The organism is Pseudomonas sp. GW460-LB5 (genome assembly GCF_059423245.1).
In genome coordinates this window covers 1-18,502 of the sequence record NZ_JBWKXT010000035.1, presented here as the reverse complement: position 1 = coordinate 18,502, position 18,502 = coordinate 1, and the positions used below count along the sequence as shown (strand labels likewise).

The 18,502-nt window shown below is 59.5% G+C and carries 21 protein-coding genes; 7 read left to right on the top strand and 14 right to left on the bottom strand.

Features of this window, described 5'->3' with window-relative positions:
- Both AC07XM_RS20020 and AC07XM_RS20015 read left to right on the top strand, forming a co-directional pair.
- The gene (locus AC07XM_RS20020) at nt 1-2,061 is read left to right on the top strand and encodes a TonB-dependent siderophore receptor (RefSeq protein ID WP_256596960.1); all 2,061 of its coding nucleotides are present in this window, start codon (nt 1-3) and stop codon (nt 2,059-2,061) included.
- A gap of 105 nt (nt 2,062-2,166) precedes the next feature.
- Nucleotides 2,167-2,727: a nucleotidyltransferase family protein gene (locus tag AC07XM_RS20015; protein WP_016485779.1), complete on the top strand. Its 561-nt coding sequence runs from the start codon at nt 2,167-2,169 to the stop codon at nt 2,725-2,727.
- Between the two features lie 14 nt (nt 2,728-2,741).
- Here the strand turns inward: AC07XM_RS20015 and AC07XM_RS20010 are convergent, their stop codons facing one another.
- The 6 genes from AC07XM_RS20010 to AC07XM_RS19985 all read right to left on the bottom strand — a co-directional run bounded on the left by AC07XM_RS20010 (nt 2,742) and on the right by AC07XM_RS19985 (nt 8,346).
- On the bottom strand, nt 2,742-3,299 hold the full coding sequence (locus tag AC07XM_RS20010) for a GNAT family N-acetyltransferase (protein ID WP_016485778.1): 558 nt from the start codon (nt 3,297-3,299) through the stop codon (nt 2,742-2,744).
- A gap of 108 nt (nt 3,300-3,407) precedes the next feature.
- Nucleotides 3,408-3,962: a helix-turn-helix domain-containing protein gene (locus AC07XM_RS20005; RefSeq protein ID WP_102689645.1), complete on the bottom strand. Its 555-nt coding sequence runs from the start codon at nt 3,960-3,962 to the stop codon at nt 3,408-3,410.
- 178 nt (nt 3,963-4,140) lie between these two features.
- Nucleotides 4,141-5,499, bottom strand: a complete 1,359-nt coding sequence (locus tag AC07XM_RS20000) for an aspartate aminotransferase family protein (RefSeq protein ID WP_016485776.1) — start codon at nt 5,497-5,499, stop codon at nt 4,141-4,143.
- 69 nt (nt 5,500-5,568) lie between these two features.
- Nucleotides 5,569-6,342 (bottom strand): gamma-glutamyl-gamma-aminobutyrate hydrolase family protein, encoded by a 774-nt coding sequence (locus AC07XM_RS19995; protein WP_016485775.1) that lies wholly within the window; start codon nt 6,340-6,342, stop codon nt 5,569-5,571.
- 75 nt (nt 6,343-6,417) lie between these two features.
- The gene (locus AC07XM_RS19990) at nt 6,418-7,764 is read right to left on the bottom strand and encodes a glutamine synthetase family protein (protein ID WP_016485774.1); all 1,347 of its coding nucleotides are present in this window, start codon (nt 7,762-7,764) and stop codon (nt 6,418-6,420) included.
- A gap of 27 nt (nt 7,765-7,791) precedes the next feature.
- On the bottom strand, nt 7,792-8,346 hold the full coding sequence (locus AC07XM_RS19985) for a helix-turn-helix domain-containing protein (protein ID WP_016485773.1): 555 nt from the start codon (nt 8,344-8,346) through the stop codon (nt 7,792-7,794).
- A 213-nt stretch (nt 8,347-8,559) separates the two neighbouring features.
- Between AC07XM_RS19985 and gcvA the strand changes: the two genes are divergently transcribed.
- Both gcvA and AC07XM_RS19975 read left to right on the top strand, forming a co-directional pair.
- Nucleotides 8,560-9,453: a transcriptional regulator GcvA gene (gene gcvA, locus AC07XM_RS19980; protein ID WP_033734083.1), complete on the top strand. Its 894-nt coding sequence runs from the start codon at nt 8,560-8,562 to the stop codon at nt 9,451-9,453.
- Between the two features lie 97 nt (nt 9,454-9,550).
- The gene (locus tag AC07XM_RS19975) at nt 9,551-10,255 is read left to right on the top strand and encodes an SDR family oxidoreductase (protein ID WP_016485771.1); all 705 of its coding nucleotides are present in this window, start codon (nt 9,551-9,553) and stop codon (nt 10,253-10,255) included.
- A 115-nt stretch (nt 10,256-10,370) separates the two neighbouring features.
- On the opposite strand, the gene AC07XM_RS19970 is transcribed toward AC07XM_RS19975, so the two are convergent.
- The 7 genes from AC07XM_RS19970 to AC07XM_RS19940 form a co-directional block, all read right to left on the bottom strand.
- Nucleotides 10,371-10,679: a DUF2388 domain-containing protein gene (locus AC07XM_RS19970; protein ID WP_016485770.1), complete on the bottom strand. Its 309-nt coding sequence runs from the start codon at nt 10,677-10,679 to the stop codon at nt 10,371-10,373.
- Nucleotides 10,680-10,768: 89 nt separating this feature from the next.
- Nucleotides 10,769-10,963, bottom strand: a complete 195-nt coding sequence (locus AC07XM_RS19965) for a hypothetical protein (RefSeq protein ID WP_033731210.1) — start codon at nt 10,961-10,963, stop codon at nt 10,769-10,771.
- Between the two features lie 39 nt (nt 10,964-11,002).
- Nucleotides 11,003-11,455 (bottom strand): DUF1090 family protein, encoded by a 453-nt coding sequence (locus AC07XM_RS19960; RefSeq protein WP_060518344.1) that lies wholly within the window; start codon nt 11,453-11,455, stop codon nt 11,003-11,005.
- Between the two features lie 229 nt (nt 11,456-11,684).
- Nucleotides 11,685-12,176, bottom strand: a complete 492-nt coding sequence (locus AC07XM_RS19955) for a hypothetical protein (protein WP_024717329.1) — start codon at nt 12,174-12,176, stop codon at nt 11,685-11,687.
- Nucleotides 12,143-12,973, bottom strand: coding sequence for a winged helix-turn-helix domain-containing protein (locus tag AC07XM_RS19950; RefSeq protein WP_016485766.1), 831 nt, complete (start codon nt 12,971-12,973; stop codon nt 12,143-12,145). The genes AC07XM_RS19955 and AC07XM_RS19950 overlap by 34 nt, the downstream gene beginning before the upstream one ends.
- A gap of 138 nt (nt 12,974-13,111) precedes the next feature.
- Entirely contained in the window at nt 13,112-13,828 is a 717-nt protein-coding gene (locus AC07XM_RS19945) for a murein L,D-transpeptidase catalytic domain family protein (protein WP_016485765.1), read from the bottom strand.
- Nucleotides 13,829-13,912: 84 nt separating this feature from the next.
- Nucleotides 13,913-14,947, bottom strand: a complete 1,035-nt coding sequence (locus tag AC07XM_RS19940) for a L,D-transpeptidase (protein WP_016485764.1) — start codon at nt 14,945-14,947, stop codon at nt 13,913-13,915.
- A 226-nt stretch (nt 14,948-15,173) separates the two neighbouring features.
- Here AC07XM_RS19940 and AC07XM_RS19935 point away from each other — a divergent pair, with 226 nt between their 5' ends.
- The 3 genes from AC07XM_RS19935 (at nt 15,174) to AC07XM_RS19925 (ending at nt 18,194) form a co-directional block, all read left to right on the top strand.
- A complete protein-coding gene (locus tag AC07XM_RS19935; protein ID WP_371262310.1) occupies nt 15,174-16,763 on the top strand; it encodes an NCS1 family nucleobase:cation symporter-1 in 1,590 nt (529 codons plus the stop codon).
- 481 nt (nt 16,764-17,244) lie between these two features.
- Nucleotides 17,245-17,838, top strand: a complete 594-nt coding sequence (locus AC07XM_RS19930) for a GNAT family N-acetyltransferase (RefSeq protein WP_023047147.1) — start codon at nt 17,245-17,247, stop codon at nt 17,836-17,838.
- Nucleotides 17,835-18,194 (top strand): cupin domain-containing protein, encoded by a 360-nt coding sequence (locus AC07XM_RS19925; RefSeq protein WP_023047148.1) that lies wholly within the window; start codon nt 17,835-17,837, stop codon nt 18,192-18,194. The genes AC07XM_RS19930 and AC07XM_RS19925 overlap by 4 nt, the downstream gene beginning before the upstream one ends.
- Before the next feature lie 164 nt (nt 18,195-18,358).
- Here the strand turns inward: AC07XM_RS19925 and AC07XM_RS19920 are convergent.
- Nucleotides 18,359-18,502: sensor histidine kinase (locus tag AC07XM_RS19920; protein ID WP_146026075.1), on the bottom strand; the 144-nt coding region annotated here is incomplete at its 5' end.

Sequence of the window (18,502 nt, the reverse complement as noted above, 5' to 3'; positions counted from 1 at the left end):
ATGCCTGTCGTTCATGCCGCCGACAACCTCACCCTGCCCGCGACCCAGATCGACAGCACGAGCGAAGTGATGGATGCCGTGAGCCAGGGCTACGAAGGCAGGGCCTCATCCAGCACCACCAAACTGGGCCTGACCGACAAGCAGACCCCGCAGGGCGTGACAACCATCACCCGCCAGGCGCTGGACGATTTCAAGATCACCGGTATCAAGGACGCACTGCGCGCAGCACCGTCGGTAACCGTCGAGCAAACTGAAACCGACCGTACCGAATTCACTTCGCGCGGTTTCGACATCGACACCTTCGAGTACGACGGCATGGGCATGCCCTTCGTAAGCAGCACGCTGGTAGGGGACCAGGACCTGGCCGAGTACGAGCAGATCGACGTGTTGCACGGCGCCAATGGCTTGATGAGTGGTGCCGGCAACCCGTCGGCCACGGTCAACTTCGTGCGTAAACGCCCGACAGATACCTTCCAGGCGCAGGTCGACACCAGCGTCGGCTCGTGGGACAGCCGCCGTATCGACGTCGATGTTGCCGGCCCGCTGACCGACAGCGGCAATGTGCGCGGGCGTTTCATCTACTCCCACGACAAGGGCAACTCATGGATGGACCGCTACAGCCACGAGCGCAACGTTGCTGCCGGCCTGCTGGCGTTCGATGTGTCCGACGCCGACACCGTGACCGTGGGCTTCTCCCAGCACAACAGTGACTCCAACGGCAGCACCTGGGGCAACCTGCCACTGGTGGACAATGACGGCAATGCCATCCACTACAGCGGGCGCAGCAACAGCATCGGCCAGCCGTGGACCTACTGGAACCTGCACACCCAGCGGGCCTTCGTCGAGCTGAAGCATGATTTCGGCAATGACTGGAACGCCACGCTCACGGCCACCGGGCAGCAGGAAAAGCAGAACACCAACATGCTTTATGTAGGTGGCGTCTCTGGTGATGTAGCCGACGCGTATGCCAACCACACCCGCAGCGAGGCTCACCAGCTGCTGGGCGAGGCCAAGGTGCAAGGCCCGTTCAGCCTGTTCGGTCGCGAGCACCAGTTGACCTTCGGGGCCGCGTACGGGCGCACGCACCAAAAAGGCCAGGAGTACGATGAAGACCTGGAGCATGGCAGTTTCTTCAACACTTCGTTCTCGGGCATCCTCGCGGGCAATACGCCTATGCCCTCGTTTGGCGTCACCATTGACGACCTGGCGCAGAACTTCCAGGACACGCAAAAAAGCGTATTCGCCGGTGCGCGATTCAGCCTGGCCGATAACCTACACTGGATAGCCGGTGCACGCATGCTCAGCGCCGACGGCAAGGGTGAGAGCTACGGTTCAGAACACTCCACGCGCGCCCATGGCAAGGTCACGCCCTACACCGGCCTGGTCTACGACCTGAACGAGGCATGGAGCATTTACGGCAGCTGGACCAAAATCTACAACCCGCAGTACAACGTGGTCGGTACCGACGGCAAGCTGCTCGACCCACTGGAAGGCAAGAGCATGGAAGTGGGGGTAAAAGGCAGCGTGATGGACGAGCGCCTGCACCTGACCGCTGCGCTGTTCAAGACCGAGCAGCGCAACGTGGCCGTGGATGCCGGGTTCGACGGGGTTCAAGAGGTTTACACACCGGGCGACTTCAAGAGCCACGGCGTAGAGTTGCAGGCATCCGGCGAAGTGGCGCCAGGCCTCGACCTGCTCGCCGGCTACACCTATGTACGCATTGACGATGACAACGGCGAGCGTGCGCGCAAATATGTGCCGGCCCACAGCTTGCGCGGCATGGTCACTTACCGCTTGCCGACCCTGCCACAGATGAAGGTTGGCGCCCGTGTTAGCTGGCAGACCGGCGTCGAGAACGACACCAACAGCGCCATCCACCAGAACGCCTACGGCCTGGTTGACCTGATGACCAGCTACGACATTGACAGCAACTGGAGCACGTCGCTGAACCTGAACAATGTCACCGACCGCAAATACCTGCTGTCGCTGTACAACAACGCGACAACCGCCAGCTACGGTGCACCGCGCAACCTGACGGCTTCGGTGACCTGGAAGTACTGACCCCGCCCGTCCTGTGTAGCGGCGCACTGAACGGCATCCAGTGATGGCTTTGGCGCCATTCAGGTAAGCTCAGCCCTTGCAATGCGACTATCAAGGACGGTATCCGTGCATTCACTGACTGACGAGCAGTTACTGGCGATCATCCGCGAGAACCCGGTAAACCGGGCACTCCTGGCGGTGCTGGCAACGCTGGATATCCCCCACTGCATGCTGGTGGCAGGCGCCCTGTTCCAGACCTTCTGGAACCACCGCGCAGGGCTGCCTGCCGGCTGGGGCATCAAGGACTATGACATCGCCTACTTTGACGCCGATGTGTCCTGGGAGGCAGAGGACCGGGTAATCACCAGGGTGCAGCAGGCCTGCGCGCACTTGGGCGTCAACGTGGAAGTGCGCAACCAGGCCCGCGTCCACCTGTGGTACCAGGGGAAATTCGGCGGTGCTTATTCGCCATTGCTCAAGGTCACGGATGGCATCGACCGCTACCTGATCCGCTCGACCTGCCTTGGGGTTGATGTGTGCACGGGCACGTTGTACAGCACCCATGGCCTGGATGACCTGCAGCACGATCTGCTGAATATGAACGAGCTGAACCCACGGCCAGGCTTGTTCAGGGAAAAAGCCGCCAGCTACCGGGAGCGTTGGCCATGGCTTGTCTTGGTCGAGTGATCAGAATGCTCAAGCTAGTGTCCGGTTTTCGACGCGCTGAACCAGTCACTGCGTGTCAGCTCCCATACCTCGACCTGCATTGGCCCAGAAACAAAATATCCATCGCGGGTACTCACCCTGCGCATTCCCTCATGCTCTGAAACCTTGCGCGAGGCGTGGTTGGCAACGGCTTTGGGAACCTGCATGAGCGGGCGTGACAACGCCTCGAACCAATAGGCGTTGATGACCCTGCAGGCTTCGCGCATGTAGCCCATGCCCCACCACTGCGGCGCAAGCCAGAAGCCTCTGTTGTTTCCAGGCTGCTCATACAAACTGATGCTGCCAATGGTGCAGTCAGCCTCGTTGCGCAGGCGGATCATCCAGTGCCATTCACGGCCCGCAGCCATGGCAGGCAGGGCGATATCCCGTACATAGACCAGCGCACCGTCTTCCGGATATGGCCATGGGACGCGACGATCGAGGTAGCGGACAACTTCCCATTGCGGGAACAGTTTCTGGATTGCAGGTGCATCCTCCAGTCGCAGGGGTGTGAGTACAAGGCGATCGGTATGCAGCGTCGGCAGGCAAGCCATGGCATTCGTTCCTGGGCATCCTTGTGGAAGCTTCAGATGGTCTGCGATGGGTCGTTTCTTGTCGAGCGGGACTACAGCTTACCTATGTGACCTGCACCCAAACGCCTCTCAGCTGAACACCCAGAGCACGCGGGTGGGCTTGTCGGTGAGGTTGGCATAGCGAAAACTGGCGTGGGGTTGCAACTGAAAACTGTCACTGGCCCGCAGCGTGACCGGCTCGCCACCACCCAGCCACACCGTCAGCTCGCCTTCGAGCACGAAGCAGCCCTGCTCCGAGCTGTCGTCCAGGTATTCCTCGCCACTGCTGGCCCCTGGCTCCAGGTGGCTATCGAGCATGGAGAACGCGCCCGTTATCGTGGGGGATGCCAGCACATCGGTGATGCCACCCGCCAGGTGAAGGGTACGCCGCTCGTGAGGGCGGGTGACCCAGTCGAGCTCGCGGGGCTTGTCCAGCTTGTAAAAGTAGGCGGTCGAGACGCCGAGCTCTTCACTGATGGCTGTGAGGTCGGCCACGGTCGGGCGCGACACGCCCCGTTCGACCTGGGACAGAAAGCCCACCGAACGGCCGATACGCTGAGCCAGCTCGCCCAGCGTGAGGCCTTTGAACTTGCGCAGGTCGCGAATCTGTACTGCCAGGCCTTCGATTTCTTCGTGCACTTTCATAGTTGAATCGCGACTTTCAGACGGGAAAATAATGCCTTGAAAAGTACAGGATTCATCTCACAAAGCAAATTGCTTTGGGGGCCTGACGTGGGTTTTGCGGTTGGGGCGTAGATCGAGCGCCGCGTGGGCGGCGCTCGATATCACAGGTGCTGAAAATCTACAGGCAAAACCTCTGCCCTTACCGCACAGCCTCATAGGTCAGGTCCAGGCACTTGCGGGCTTTTTCCACCAGCTCGTCGATCTCCTCGATGCTGATCACCAGCGGCGGCGCGATGATCATGGTGTCGCCCACGGCGCGCATGATCAGGCCGTTGTCGAAACAGTGCTGGCGGCAGATCATGCCGACACCTTTGCCTTCGTAACGGGCGCGGGTGGCCTTGTCTTTCACCAGCTCGATTGCGCCGAGCATGCCCAGGCCGCGCACTTCGCCCACCAACGGGTGGTCGGCCAGTTCGCGCAGGCGTTGTTGCAGGTACGGCGCGGTTTTATCGTGCACCTGCTGGATGATCTGCTCGTCACGCAGGATGCGCAGGTTCTCCAGGCCTACCGCAGCTGCCACCGGGTGGCCGGAATAGGTAAAGCCATGGTTGAAGTCACCGCCTTCGCTGATGACCTTGGCCACTTCGTCACGCACGATTACCCCGCCCATGGGGATGTAACCAGAGGTCAGTCCCTTGGCAATGGTCATCAGGTCGGGCTTGAGGTCGTAGTAGTCGGTACCGAACCATTCACCGGTGCGGCCGAAGCCGCAAATCACTTCATCGGCAACGAACAGGATGTCGTACCTGGCGAGAATTTCCTTCACCTTCGGCCAGTAGGTTTGCGGCGGAATAATCACGCCACCGGCGCCCTGGATCGGTTCGGCGATGAAGGCGGCAACGTTGTCTACGCCAACTTCAAGAATCTTCTTTTCCAACTGCTCGGCCGCCCACACGCCGAAGTCGGCCTCGGTCATGTCGCCGCCTTCGCCGAACCAGTACGGCTGCGGGATGTGCACGATATCCGGGATCACCCCGCCCTGCTGGTGCATGCCGCTCATGCCACCCAAGGCTGCGCCCGCCACGGTAGAACCGTGGTAGCCGTTGATGCGGCCAATGATGACCTGCTTGCTCTTCTTGCCCTTCAGCGCCCAGTAATGGCGCACCATGCGCAGCACGGTGTCGTTGCCTTCAGAGCCGGAGCCGGTGAAGAACACATGGTTCATGCCTTGCGGCGCCACATCGGCGATTGCCTTGGCCAGCTCCAGCGCAGGGGGGTGCGCGGTCTGGAAGAACAGGTTGTAGTAAGGCAGCTGCTTCATCTGCTGGCTGGCAACTTCGGCCAGCTCATCGCGACCGTAGCCGACCGCCACGCACCACAGGCCGGCCATGCCATCGAGAATCTTGTTGCCCTCGCTGTCCCAAAGGTACACGCCCTTGGCCGAGGTGATGATGCGCGGGCCTTTCTCAGCCAGTTGTTTGACATCGCTGAACGGGGCCAGGTGATGGTCGCGGCTCATCGATTGCCAGGCAAGGGTCTGCGAATTCTTTTCACTCATTGACTTCTACTCCATCAAGTTGCGCGGCCAGGCTGCGCGGGTACTTTTATAGTTGGGAACGGTCGGTGTTCAGGCCGACAGCAACAGCCTTTGGCGCAGTACAGAGCGCTGTCGGCAGGCCTTGCCAAAGGCCTGGAAGATGGTCAGGTAATGCGGGTTGTCCATGACCTGGAACTCGGGGTGCCATTGCACGGCCAGGGCAAACCCCTTGCCGTTCTCGACCGAAATCGCTTCCACCAGGCCATCGGGTGCCAGCGCTTCCACCCGTAGCCCCGGGGCCAGTACATCGATGCCCTGGCCATGGATGGAATTGACGTCGAAGATCGCCGGCAAGCCCATGCGATCGAGCATGCCGCCGGGCTTTACATGCAGGGTGTGGCGCGGCCCATATTGCTTGTCCAGGGGCTCGTCCTTGCCTTCGCGGTGGTCCATGAACACGCCGGTCTCGTGGACTTTCTGGTGCAGCGTGCCGCCCAGTGCCACGTTCATTTCCTGGAAGCCCCGGCAAATGCCGAGCACCGGCACGCCGGCGGCGATGGCCGCACGCATCAGCGGCAACGTGGTGGCATCACGCAGCGGGTCGTGCAGCGTGCCCTCTGCACTGGCCGCGCCGTTGTAGTGGAACGGCTCGATGTTGGACGGTGAACCGGTGAAAATCAGCCCGTCCACCACGTCGAGAATATCGGCGCTGTCCATCAGCTCACCTAGGCTGGGAATCACGATGGGCAACCCACACGCTGCCTTGGCCGCCGCACGCGCGTATTTCTCGCTGATGGTCTGGGTTGCATGTAGCTCGATCATGCTGGTGCATGCGGTAATGCCGATAACGGGCACACGGGGCATATCTTCCTCCGGCAAATCCATATTGCGTGTTGTAGTGAAAGGGAGGGTGCAGCGTCGCTGTCTGGACTTCGCCACCTACAGGAACCAGCGGTATTCGCGGGCATCGATGTGGCGCATGAAGTCCAGTTGTTCCTGGTATTTGTTCTCGCAGTACACCATCACGAACTCACTGCCCAAGCCTTCGTTGACCACCGGGTGGTGACGCATGGCGGCCAGGGCACCGAGGGCATCTTTGGGGAAGTCGATACCGCTCTGACGGTTTTCGTTCAGCGGGGCGATGGGCTCGACGCCACGGTCCAGGCCATGCTCCATGCCGGTCAGAATGGCCGCCAACACCAGGTACGGGTTGGCATCGGCACCGGCGATGCGGTGTTCGATGCGCAGGTTGCGCGGGTCGGACTCGGGGATGCGAATGCACGCATCACGGTCTTCGAAGCCCCAGCTGGCCTTGCTCGCCGCGTTCACCATGGCGCCGTAACGGCGGTAAGCATTGTGGTTGGGGGCGAAGATCGGCATGCAGTGCGGCAGCAGCTCCAGGCACCCCGCCACCGCATGGCGCAGCTTGCGCTGCTGCGCGCCGGCCAGGATGTTGTTGCCGGCAGCGTCATACAGGCTGACGTGCACATGCATGCCGCTGCCCGGCGCGTCCAGGTATGGCTTGCTCATGAAGCTGGCACGGTAGCCGTGCTTCATGGCGATACCGCGGGTACTGCGGCAGAACAGCGCCGACCAGTCCGCCGCGCTCAGCGCATCGTCGCTGTGGGAAAAATTGATCTCGAACTGGCCAGGGCCCAGCTCTGCGGTGATGACGTTCGCCGGCACACCCTGCTCGTTGGCGCCATCGACCATCTCGTGCAGCACCGACGAGAAGCGTGAAAGCCGCTCGATGTGCATGTTCGGCTGGTCGTCCTCGTCCCCGGTCGCGGTGTCCCGTGGGTACTGTGGCAGGCCGTTGTCGAGCTTGCGGTCGAACAAGTAGAACTCCAGCTCGAAAGCCACCACCGGGCGGATGCCGCGTTTGGCCAGGCGCTGAATCACGCGGGCCAGCACTTCACGGGGCTCGAACTCGATAGGCTTGTCGGTGCCGTCGGAGGTGATGAGCATCTGGGCAATCACTTCTTTTTCCCAGCGCACTGGCTTCAGGGTACCCGGCACCAGGCGCCGGGCAGCATCCGGGTCGCCGTCGGCAAAGCAGTAATCGCCAATCGGGTAAAGGCCACCCTGGGTACCCAACAACACGCAGTTCTGCGGCAGCTTCAGAGGTGCACCGGCTGCAACCTTTTCCAGCATGTCCATGGGGTAGCGCTTGCCGTAGAAGTGCCCGGGGATATCCAGCGCAATCAGGTCGACATAACGAATTTCTGGGTGCTCCGCTCGGAACGAGCGCACTTCAGCCAGCAGATCCGGAAAGATGACACTCATCTTCTTATCCTTGTGAGGTGAACGAATTCAATTGAAGACCCAGAGCACGCGGGTGGGTTTTGCCGTGAGGTTGGCGTAGCGGAACTGCGCGTGGGGTTGCACCTGGAAGCAGTCGTTGGCCTGCAGGGTCACGGGCTCGCCGTGGTCCAGCCATACCGTGAGTTCGCCTTCCAGTACGAAACAGCCCTGCTCGGAACGGTCACTCAGGTACGCCTCGCCACTGGTGGCGCCTGGTTCGAGGTGGCTGTCGAGCATGGCGAAGGCACCGGCGATGGTGGGCGAAGCCAGCACATCGGTAATGCCCGACTCCAGGTACAGCGTGCGCCGCTCGTGGGGGCGCGTGACCCAACCAATGCTGCGGGGCTTGCTGAGGTTGTAGAAGTACGCGGTCGACACGCCGAGCGCTTCGCTGATGGCGGTGAGGTCCGCCACGGTAGGGCGCGAAACACCGCGTTCGACCTGAGAGAGGAAGCCGACCGAGCGGTTGATGCGCTCGGCCAGCTCGCCCAGGGTCAGGTTCTTGAATTTGCGCAGGTCGTGAATAAGGATCGCGAGGGCTTCAACCTCTTCGTGCATCTTCATCGATTGGGCTGCCGTGAAATTTTTAGAGTTATTTTTCATGAAAAAATACAGTAAATTTTTCACGAGTCAAGCAGGACGATGGAAATGCGCAGCAGCGAACCGATGCCCTGCGGCCCAGGGATCTGGGTTGATAAAGGTGGGCCGGGTTTCTTTAACGGTGCTCAGGGAGTAGCCTGCGCGGTGAATCTTCCCAGCCCGGCCATTGCCATCGTCATGCCAAACGGTTTCCCTGAACTGCCCCCGCTTAACGCGCTACGCGTGTTTGAAGTGGTTGCCCGCCACCTGAACTTCCGCCTGGCTGCCGAGGAACTGGGTGTGACCCAGGCGGCAGTTGCTCAACAGATACGTGGGCTGGAAGCGCACCTGAAGCTTCGTTTGTTCGAGCGCCTCCCGCGGGGCCTGGCGCTGACCGATGCGGGCCTGGGCTACAGCGCCAGCATCCGCAGCGCCTTGGCAATGATTGATGAAGCAACCCGGCTGCTCCGGCCACAGGCGGCTCACTTGACCGTCAGCGTTACCCCGACGTTTGCCTCAAAGTGGCTTATCCCCAGGCTGGGCAACTTTGCGCAAAAACACCCGGATATCGATCTGCGTGTGCTGGCCACGGACCGGCTGTCGCACTTCAGCACCGATGGCGTGGATATCGCAGTGCGCTACGGCAAGCCTGAAATCGGCGCGGGCTTGAACAGCGAACTGCTGATGGATCAGCGCATTGTCGCCGTGGCCAGCCCAACGCTTTTTGAGGGCACCCGTGTGCCCGCCAGCTTTGCGCAGCTTCAAGATTTCATCATGCTTCACGATGCCCATGATTTCTGGCCTCAATACCTGGCCGCAGTGTTCCCGCAACACGCGCAACCGACGGCCAAGAACCTGCGGTTCAATCAGACCTCGTTGGCTATTGATGCGGCCATCAGTGGTCAGGGCATTGCGTTGGCCAGCCTGGCGTTCGTCAGCGATGAAATCGTTGCGGGCAGGCTGGTCCAGGTCTTCGCTCAGCAGCTAGGGCTCGACAAGTCGTTCTATCTGGTGTGGCCACGCAAGCTGCAGCAGCCTGAATCGCTAGGCGTTGTGCGGCGCTGGCTCAAGCAACAGGCTGACAATAGTTAATCTACTGCCACGGTAAAGTTTGGCTGCCTCCCTCCCCGCTGGGGCTACTGCTAAGGTGATTGCACCTAAGCAATCAGCCGTTCACGTTGGAGGCAGCATGTCAGTAGAAAAAGTTGCGATTATCACAGCCGGTGGCAGCGGCATGGGCGCGGCAGCAGCACGACGCCTGGCCGCTGACGGCTTCAAGGTGGGCATCCTTTCCTCTTCGGGCAAGGGCGAAGCACTGGCTGCCGAACTTGGCGGCATTGGCGTAACCGGCAGCAACCAGTCGGTTGAAGACCTGAAACGCCTGGTAGATGCCGTGGTAGAAAAGTGGGGCCGCATCGACGTGCTGGTCAATAGCGCTGGCCATGGCCCGCGCGCGCCGATCCTGGAGATCAGCGACGAGGACTGGCACAAGGGCATGGACACCTACCTGCTCAATGTCATCCGCCCTACGCGCCTGGTAACGCCTTACATGCAACGCCAGAAAGGGGGGGTGATCATCAACATTTCCACGGCGTGGGCGTTCGAGCCGAGTGAGTTGTTCCCGACCTCTGCTGTTTTCCGCTCGGGCCTGGCCGCCTTCACCAAGATCTTCGCCGACAATTTTGCCGGGGATAACGTGCGCATCAACAACGTTCTCCCCGGCTGGATCGACAGCCTGCCGGCCACCGAACAACGCCGCGACAGCGTGCCGCTCAAACGCTATGGCACCCGCGAGGAAATCGCAGCCACCATCGCGTTTCTCGCCAGCGAAGGCGCTGCCTACATCACCGGGCAAAACATCAAGGTTGACGGCGGCCTGACCCGCAGCGTGTGATTGGGTATGGCCGCAGTCTGCGCTGCTGCGGCCTTCGGTTTCTGCAACAGGGGTGCTCGCGTGCTCGACGCGCTCCCCCGCAAGCCAGCCAGTCGTGGCCGTTTGACCTTCAAGGTTAATAGTTCTCGTAAGCCAATATGAATTGAGCCAAGGCCATGTCACTGATAGCTATGTCTGGATGGGAGTGCCGAAATTTATCCATCGCAGCTTCAAGGTAGACCCCCTTGATGTTGCCATCGCTCGCAACATAGCTGCTGGCATCATCTCGCGTTGCGGCTATCAGCTTTTTATCCCGCGAGGTCAAGTAGGTGGTTGCAGTGCTCGTGCTGGAGATGAGGGTTTCGGCCCAGAAATCATTCATCGCCATCGCAGGGCTGGAAAAAACCAAAAAACAATAAGTGGACAAGGAAAATATAAAGCGCATTAATAAACCTGAATAAAGAACACCCGAAGCAGCGTTAAAGCCGTTATACCATCACTTCAGCAGACCCGTCAGCGAGCCCTTTACTGGCATCACTCAACAAAATGGCTCCGCTTCATCCGCATCGCCGCCTTATTCGCGCGCTTCAAGCGCGCAGTGCGCTGGGCTTTATTATAATCGTCACGCCCCTGCATGACACCGCCCGCCACTTCAACCCAATCACTCGCGGTACAACCGGAAACCAGAAAGGAAAATAAAAGCGGACACATACACATCAATGACTTCATTAAACGCCCCGTTGACCACCGATCAATATAACAATGTAACTACCTTTCTTCCCCTGAAACCCTGCGCAGCCGCTCCTGCGCTTGCTCCAGTTTCCCCTTGTATCTTTCAACCATTCTGGAAGACCCGGACGCTATCGCAGCTTCCAGCTGGTCCTCCCTCCGGTGAACGTCTTTCAGTGCGCGAGACACTTGTTCGCCTGGTTCGCTCGGTTCATCATCACGGCAATACCGCTGAACCCGAGACAACGCAGCTTCCAATCCTCTCTGCTGGTATATATTCCCATACCGTATTGCCTGATCCCTTTCGTGAGCAATCTCGTCTCTGCGCTGTTCACAGCGCTTAACATCTCCTGCCAAAGACAGGTCACACACTGCAAACACAGCGAATACAACCAGTAAAAAAGGCGCTGCCCCCACGCTACGAATACCGAGCGCGTGCTTCCTGTACGGATACCCTGCTAACTGCTTACCCACAACACGTCGACCCTGCATACCTGAAAGCCTTGTAAAACCATCGAGCACCATGCTCAACCTGGGCAGCACAGTACCTCGCGATGACGCGACCGGCTTTACGTCGACCTTACTTGGCCTTACTTAACCACCTCAACAGGCGCCTGACCCTTACTTTTTCTTACCAAACGCCTGTACACCGCCTACCCTGCCCTGATAACCGCATCCCCCGGGCAGCGGACGAGCGCCTACTCAAACAGCGCAATATTCACTAACGCGGCACGTGGCACACCCCTACCACCAGGTTATTCACATTGAAATAGTACTCAAAATCCGAGAAAGCATTGAAGGTCATGATGCCGCCCTGAAAACCACGGGCCATGAATGGAATATGACTTCCCGCCGTATCGCCATCGAATGTTGAAATAGAACGTGTCTTGAAGAGATATCGCGAGGTGTCCAGGTGCGTCAGCGACAACTCGAAGCGTCTGTCATACACATATTTTACACCGCGCGGGCTTATCACATGATAATAGGCATAGATCGCACCCTCATTGGGGTCGATCGTCATATCTCCGACGCCGCGCCAAAGCCCCTCTCCCTCCTCCACATGAACAAAGTCAATGGAGGCGCTGCACGGGGCCCGAGGACTATCTCGGTAGACCGATATCAGGTAATTGCTTATCAAGCCCGCAAAAATAAAAACCGAGAGAAGTGACGTAAACCCAATCACTTTTTTCCAACGCGAAGATAATTTACGCACAATGCCTCCCCGTGGCTTTCTGGCTTTACACAACTTACCAGCAACTGACTGAGAGGCTTGCGCACATAATAGTTGCTGTCTTTCAAGACCAACGCCGGCTCGAACCCGGCCATCGCCGCCAATACATCATCCTTAGACATATTTTCACTCTGTTCGGCGTACAGCGTTGCCCCATCACGCTCCCAGACACGTTTCCACGCTTCCAGGTCCGGCGGCTTGTGAAACATCAGGTAGGCATAAATAACGGGGAGCGACGCGCCTAGAAAAGCGAGAGCCGGTAAAAACAAGTGGCTATTTCTTCTTATCCATCCGTCACGCAATGGAAGGGGGGCCATGACAGCGTTTTGCCTTTCTTCAGCGAGCTCCGCCTTGCCAGCTACAGTCTCACTCGAGCCGCTCTGCTTGCTGTCATTGCCGACGGGTTGCTCATTGGCGCCCGATGATGCCCGAGGCCTGTCTTGCTCGAGGTGCAATGGCATGTCACGTTCAACTGCAACGTCCGCGGAAACCATGGTGATTTCACACAGCAGTATCAACCCTCGCTTAGGCAATGTTTTCAAACTGTCTCGAGGCACACCAACATCAACCAGCTTCGAACGAAGCGCATGCACTGTTTTATAATAACTACTGTCAGAGACAACCAAGCCCCGAGCACCCCATACTTGAGAGATTATCGCCTCTTTATCAGTAATGCCTGCTATCAGGGCAAGCAACAGATCGCTTTCGTTACTGCCTAACGTTGTCGATAAGTTAGCACGACTCAGTGTCATCCGTTCAGCGTCGTAACAAACCTCCATCAATCCCCTCCACTGCCAATGACTTGCGCCAGCACGATGACAACTTTCCGGCTAGCCAACTGCTGCTTCAGCACAGTGCCGCTGCGTCACGCATACTATCATTTTGCGGGGCTTGACCTGCCCCAAGGGAGCGAAGGCTTACTTGCTGGCGACCGATTGATTGGGCAGCGCACAGCTCTGGGCGTTAAGAAAGCGCGATTTCTTCAGCCAGTCTTGCTGAGGATAATAGGCAAATACGTAACTGCCGCGTTGCAGCGTCTCGATCAGCTTGCCGGCAATTGCTGGACGAACGGCCGGGCAGCCCTGGCTGCGCCCCAGGCGCCCGAGACCCGGTACTACCTTGGGGTCGGCATACGCAGCAGCATGCATAACGATCGCCCGCGACATGCTGTTGTCGTTGAACCCCGGTTCCAGCCCCTGCAGGCGCAGCGAGCGGCCGTGCTTGCCACTGTAGGTCTGCCCGGTCTCATACAGGCCGATGGAGGACTGGAAGCTGTTAGGCGCATTGGAGAACGTGGTCGGCACATCCGCGCCGCTGTTCTTGCCATGGGCCACCCACTCCTCAAACAATAGTTTCCTGGCGCGCAGGTCGAACACCCACAGGCGTTTGTCACGCGAGGCTTTGGAATAATCGATCACCGTCAGCAGCTTGTCCGCGTTGCTATGACTCGCGCAGGTATAGGCGCTGAGTGCCAGTGCCAAGGTCGAGAGACTGGCGTTTGGCGCCAACTGCTGCAGCTCGGCCGCACTCGGCAGGGGTTGCGCATCGGCGGCATGCCCGGTGCTGAGAAAACACAGGCCAATACCGGCCACCGAAAGCCGTAAGGCCCCCCGCAATAATTGGAAAATCGACATGGAATACCCTGTGAAAAACTGGCTTTTCTTGCCTTGATTGCAGCCAAAATTGGCTACTTTGCTTGATTATCTCAGCAATGCCGATCACTTCTTGACCAATGGTTTGGATGCTTCACTGCCTTCGGTGCTGATCACCGTGAATTTTCCGTCGCTGCGGGTATCCCGGGTCGATGCCCAGTCCGTAATCACCAGCATCGTGCCAACGTCCATCGCCGCACGTAAATGGCGGCGGAACGCCGGGTTGATGTTCAATTGCCCCAGTTGTTCATAGGGCGTATTCCCGTACTCCGGGTTGCTCAGGCCCACCACTGACCAACGCAGGGGCAGCCCGTCATCGAGGGCAAGGGTGGATGGCTTTTGCAGCAGGGAATACACCGCCATGCCGCTACGATGCTGACGGCTTTCAAGCGAAAGCGCAGGTGCCGAACCGATCAGTTGCCCACCGCGATACACGTAGGCGCGCATATCGGCGCGGCTGATCAGGATCGACAGTGGCCCTGCCGTCGGGTCTGGGTCGTCCCAGAATTGCTGGTTGCTCAGCACCAGCGGGCCCTGGGCCTTGCCATCACTGACCGTCGGCGCCAGCACGCCGGGGTGGTAAACCTCCACCGGGGCACTGTTGGTATCGGAAACGATGACTGTGGTTGAGCTGAAACCGGTGACTTCATACAGCTTCTTTGCAAAATCCATCGGCAGTCGAACACATCCATGCGAGGCAGGGTACCCCGGTAGATGGCCAGCGTGCAGGGCGATGCCATCCCACGTCAGGCGCTCCATGTAGGGCATCGGTGCGCTGTTGTAGAGGCTGGACTTGTGCTCGACCTTCTTCTGCAAAATGCTGAATACCCCGGTGGGGGTTTCCCGGCCGGCCTTGCCGCTGCTGACGGTGCTGACGCCAATGGCGATGCCATTGCGATAGACGTAGGCTCGTTGCTCGGTAAGGCTGACCACAACGGTCACCGGCCCCACCGGCGAGACCTGCGGGTACCAGAGAAACTGGCCAGGCTTGAGGCTTTCAAGCTGGCTCCTGAGTGCGGCCGGCGTGGGCACCTGAAAGGGAGCCGCTTCGACCATGGCGGCGGCGAGCAACAGACTCAGCCCAAGCGGTACACGCAACATCCAATAGCCCCCATATATCCCTGCCCCCAGCTTAGTCGGAACATCATCCGCAAAGCCACCCGCTCAATACACCGGGTAAAAGCTGCCGGCCCGGCGCACGGCCAGCCGTGGTGCGAGTGGTAACAACCTTACCCAAAAAATGTGCACAAAATTCCCAATTACAGCCTTGGATCACCTGCTGACTATGCCGGATGAAGGCTATAAAGCAGTGGGAGCCACCGAACGCATGGGTTGGTACGAATCTTGTTTGTATACAAGACCAAAAATAAAAGTACACAACCATCATGGAGTTCCGATGGCGTCGATTTCACGTTCCGATGTTGACCAGCTCGATGCTCTCCCGGCCGATACGGCTGGGCCCAGTCAGCTGGCGTTGAGCCCGCGCCTGTACAGTGCCGACCTTGCCCCGACACGCGCGGCAAATCGCACTTGGGGGCGCTACAGCCTGTTTGCGCTGTGGACCAACGATGTGCATAACATCGCCAACTATTCCTTCGCCATCGGCCTCTTTGCCTTGGGCATGAGCGGCGCTCAGATCCTCGCCGCCTTCGCGCTCGGCGCGATGGTGATCTACGGCCTGATGAACCTGTCCGGCTACATGGGCCAGAAGACCGGCCTGCCCTACCCCGTGTTGTGCCGGATCAGCTTCGGCATTCATGGGGCGCAGATTCCGGCACTGATCCGTGCGGTGATCGCCATCGCCTGGTTCGGCATCCAGACCTACCTCGCCTCGGTCGTGCTGCGCGTGCTGCTGACCGCCATCGCTCCGGACCTTAAGGCCTACGACCAGAATTCGATCCTCGGCCTGTCGACCCTGGGCTGGCTCACCTTCCTTGGTATCTGGTGTGTGCAGGTGGCGATCTTCGCCTACGGCATGGAGATGGTGCGCCGCTTCGAGTCGATCACCGGGCCGATCATTCTGGTCGCGTTCGCCTGCCTGGCGGGGTGGATGTACTGGCGCAGTGGCCTGTCGATAGCCTGGTCCAGCGGCAACGCGCCAACCGGCTCCAGCCAGTGGCTGAAGGTGCTCGGCGCCGCTGCGTTGTGGGTTTCGCTGTATGGCACCATGATTCTCAACTTCTGCGACTTTACCCGTAACTGCCCGGATCGGCGCACCATCAGCGTGGGCAACTTCTGGGGCCTGCCGGTGAACATGCTCGGCTTCGCGCTGATCGCCGTGGTGCTGGCCGGTGCGCAGTTCAGCATTGACGGCAAGCTGGTGCAGGGCCCGACCGACATTGTCGCCGCCATCCCGAACACTGCCGGCCTGGTGCTGGCCTGCCTGGCCTTCCTGATCGTCACCGTGGCGGTGAACATCATGGCCAACTTCGTCGCGCCGGCCTACGTGCTCGCCAACCTGGCGCCGAACCTGCTGAACTTCCGCCGCGCTGGCTTGCTCAGTGCCGCAATCGCGGTAGTGATCCTGCCCTGGCACCTGTACAACAGCCCATCCGTGATCGTGTATTTCCTCGGCGGCCTGGGCGCCCTGCTCGGCCCACTGTACGGCATCATCGTCACCGACTATTACCTGGTACGTCGCAGCCGGGTGAACCTGCCGCAGTTGTATAGCGAAAGCACAGAAGCCGCCTATCACTACAGCGGCGGGGTCAACCTGCGCGCCGTGGCCGCCTTTATCCCGGCTTCGCTGATCGCCATCGTGCTGGCGCTTGTGCCGGCGTTCGAGACGCTGTCGCAGTTCTCCTGGTTCTTCGGTGCAGGCCTGGGCGCGTTGATCCACTACGCCATCGCCAATCGCAGCATCAAGCACCTGGAAGTTTGCGGCGAAAGCATTGCGGTAGAGAGCGCGCAGCACTGACCGGCGCATTTTTGAATCGGCGCATTTCGCCGGTCACGATGGACCAGCCCTCAGCTCCGCTGAATAGTCCTGAAACCAAGGCCAGCGGCATGCCGCCCCTTCTCATGGGTATCCTGTGTTGCGGGTCGGCCGTTCACGGGCCTTTATCGCCTGTCGGCGCAAGGCCTGGATGATGAGCTCATCAGCCAGGCCGGCCAGCGACCTGGCGGCACGGCTGACAGTAACCAGCAAGCGTCGCCCAGCCGATTGGCGCAGGCTTGCAACGCCTCATCGAGCCGCGTGAACGGCTCACCCGCGCAGATCTCCCAATCCCAGCGCCAGTGCGCAGGGTTTCACTTTACCGAGCTGAAGCAGCGTCGCATGCCGTGCTGACGGTGTTCGCCCAGAGCATGATGGGTACCGTTGAATCCACCTAACCTGCCACCTGGCCAAAGGGGTAATCCTTGAAAATCAAGTACCCGATCCCATGGGAGCACCGCACATGCTTATCGACTTCAGACCCGCTCATGCCTCGGATGCGCAAGATATTGCGCGCTTCTTTCAACTGACATCGGAGGGCATGGCCGATTACATATGGAGCAAGCTTGCAACACCTGGAGAAGCATTGCTGAGTGTCGGCACGTCTCGCTATGCCAGGGAACAGGGCGACTTTTCCTACAAGAACTGCCTGATGGCCATTTTCGAAGGGCGCGTCATCGGCATGATGCATAGCTATGCTTTGCGCGAGACCCCTGACAGGCCTGTCGAGACCGACCCGGTCCTCGCGCCGTATTCCGACATGGAGATACCCGACACCTTATACATATCCAGCTTGGCCCTGGATGAAGCCTGGCGCAGCCAAGGGCTGGGCGTCCAGTTTCTTCGCCACGCTCAGCAACGCGCTGAGGACGCTGGCCTTGATGGGCTATGCCTGATTGATTATGCCGAAAACCACGGTGCACGCCGCTTCTACGAACGTCACGGCTTTCAAATTGTTAAAACCTGCCAGATCGTTCCGCACCCGATGCTGAACGTAACCGGTGAAGCCTATTTGATGTATCGCCCTACCCACAACGTGCTCGAGAAAAAACCATGAACAAGAAGCTGACCGTATTCCGCGAACTGGATATCCAACCGGTGCGCGACCTTCCCTTTTTCGAAGCGGTCGTGGAAGGCACGCCTCATACGCTGACGTCCAAGTATTATCACGATGAACAACAAGGTCGCATTTCCGGAGAATGGGAAGCCAGCACCGGCGCGTGGCGCATCGACTATAAAGTCTGGGAGTTCTGCCATGTCCTGAGTGGATGCTGCGTCATCGAGCTTGAGGGTTGCGCCCCCATCACACTGGCCGCTGGCGACACGTTCATTATCGAACCGGGCGCCAAGGGCAAATGGACCGTACTGGAAGACATGAAAAAGAACTTTGTGATCCTCTTGCCCGCGAACTAGGCATGGGGTGGCGGTTCATCGAGCGCAAGGCCGCTTTGCATGCTTGCCTGCTGGCCGCGCTCGAATGTTCTTCGGCAGGCCACAGCAGCCCTCTACCTCATGGCTGCGCTGTCGCGCATACAACCAGGCGTTCGGCGAAGCAACCTATCAACCGAGACTTACATCTAGCCCTCTTCCGTCCACTCCAAAGTGCCAGGGAACCTCGCTATGAAGCGCGTGCCGTCCTCAGGCGTAGAGGTTACCGATAGCGTCCCGTTGTGACCCGCTACGATCTGAGATGCGATATACAAACCGAGCCCCAGCCCCTC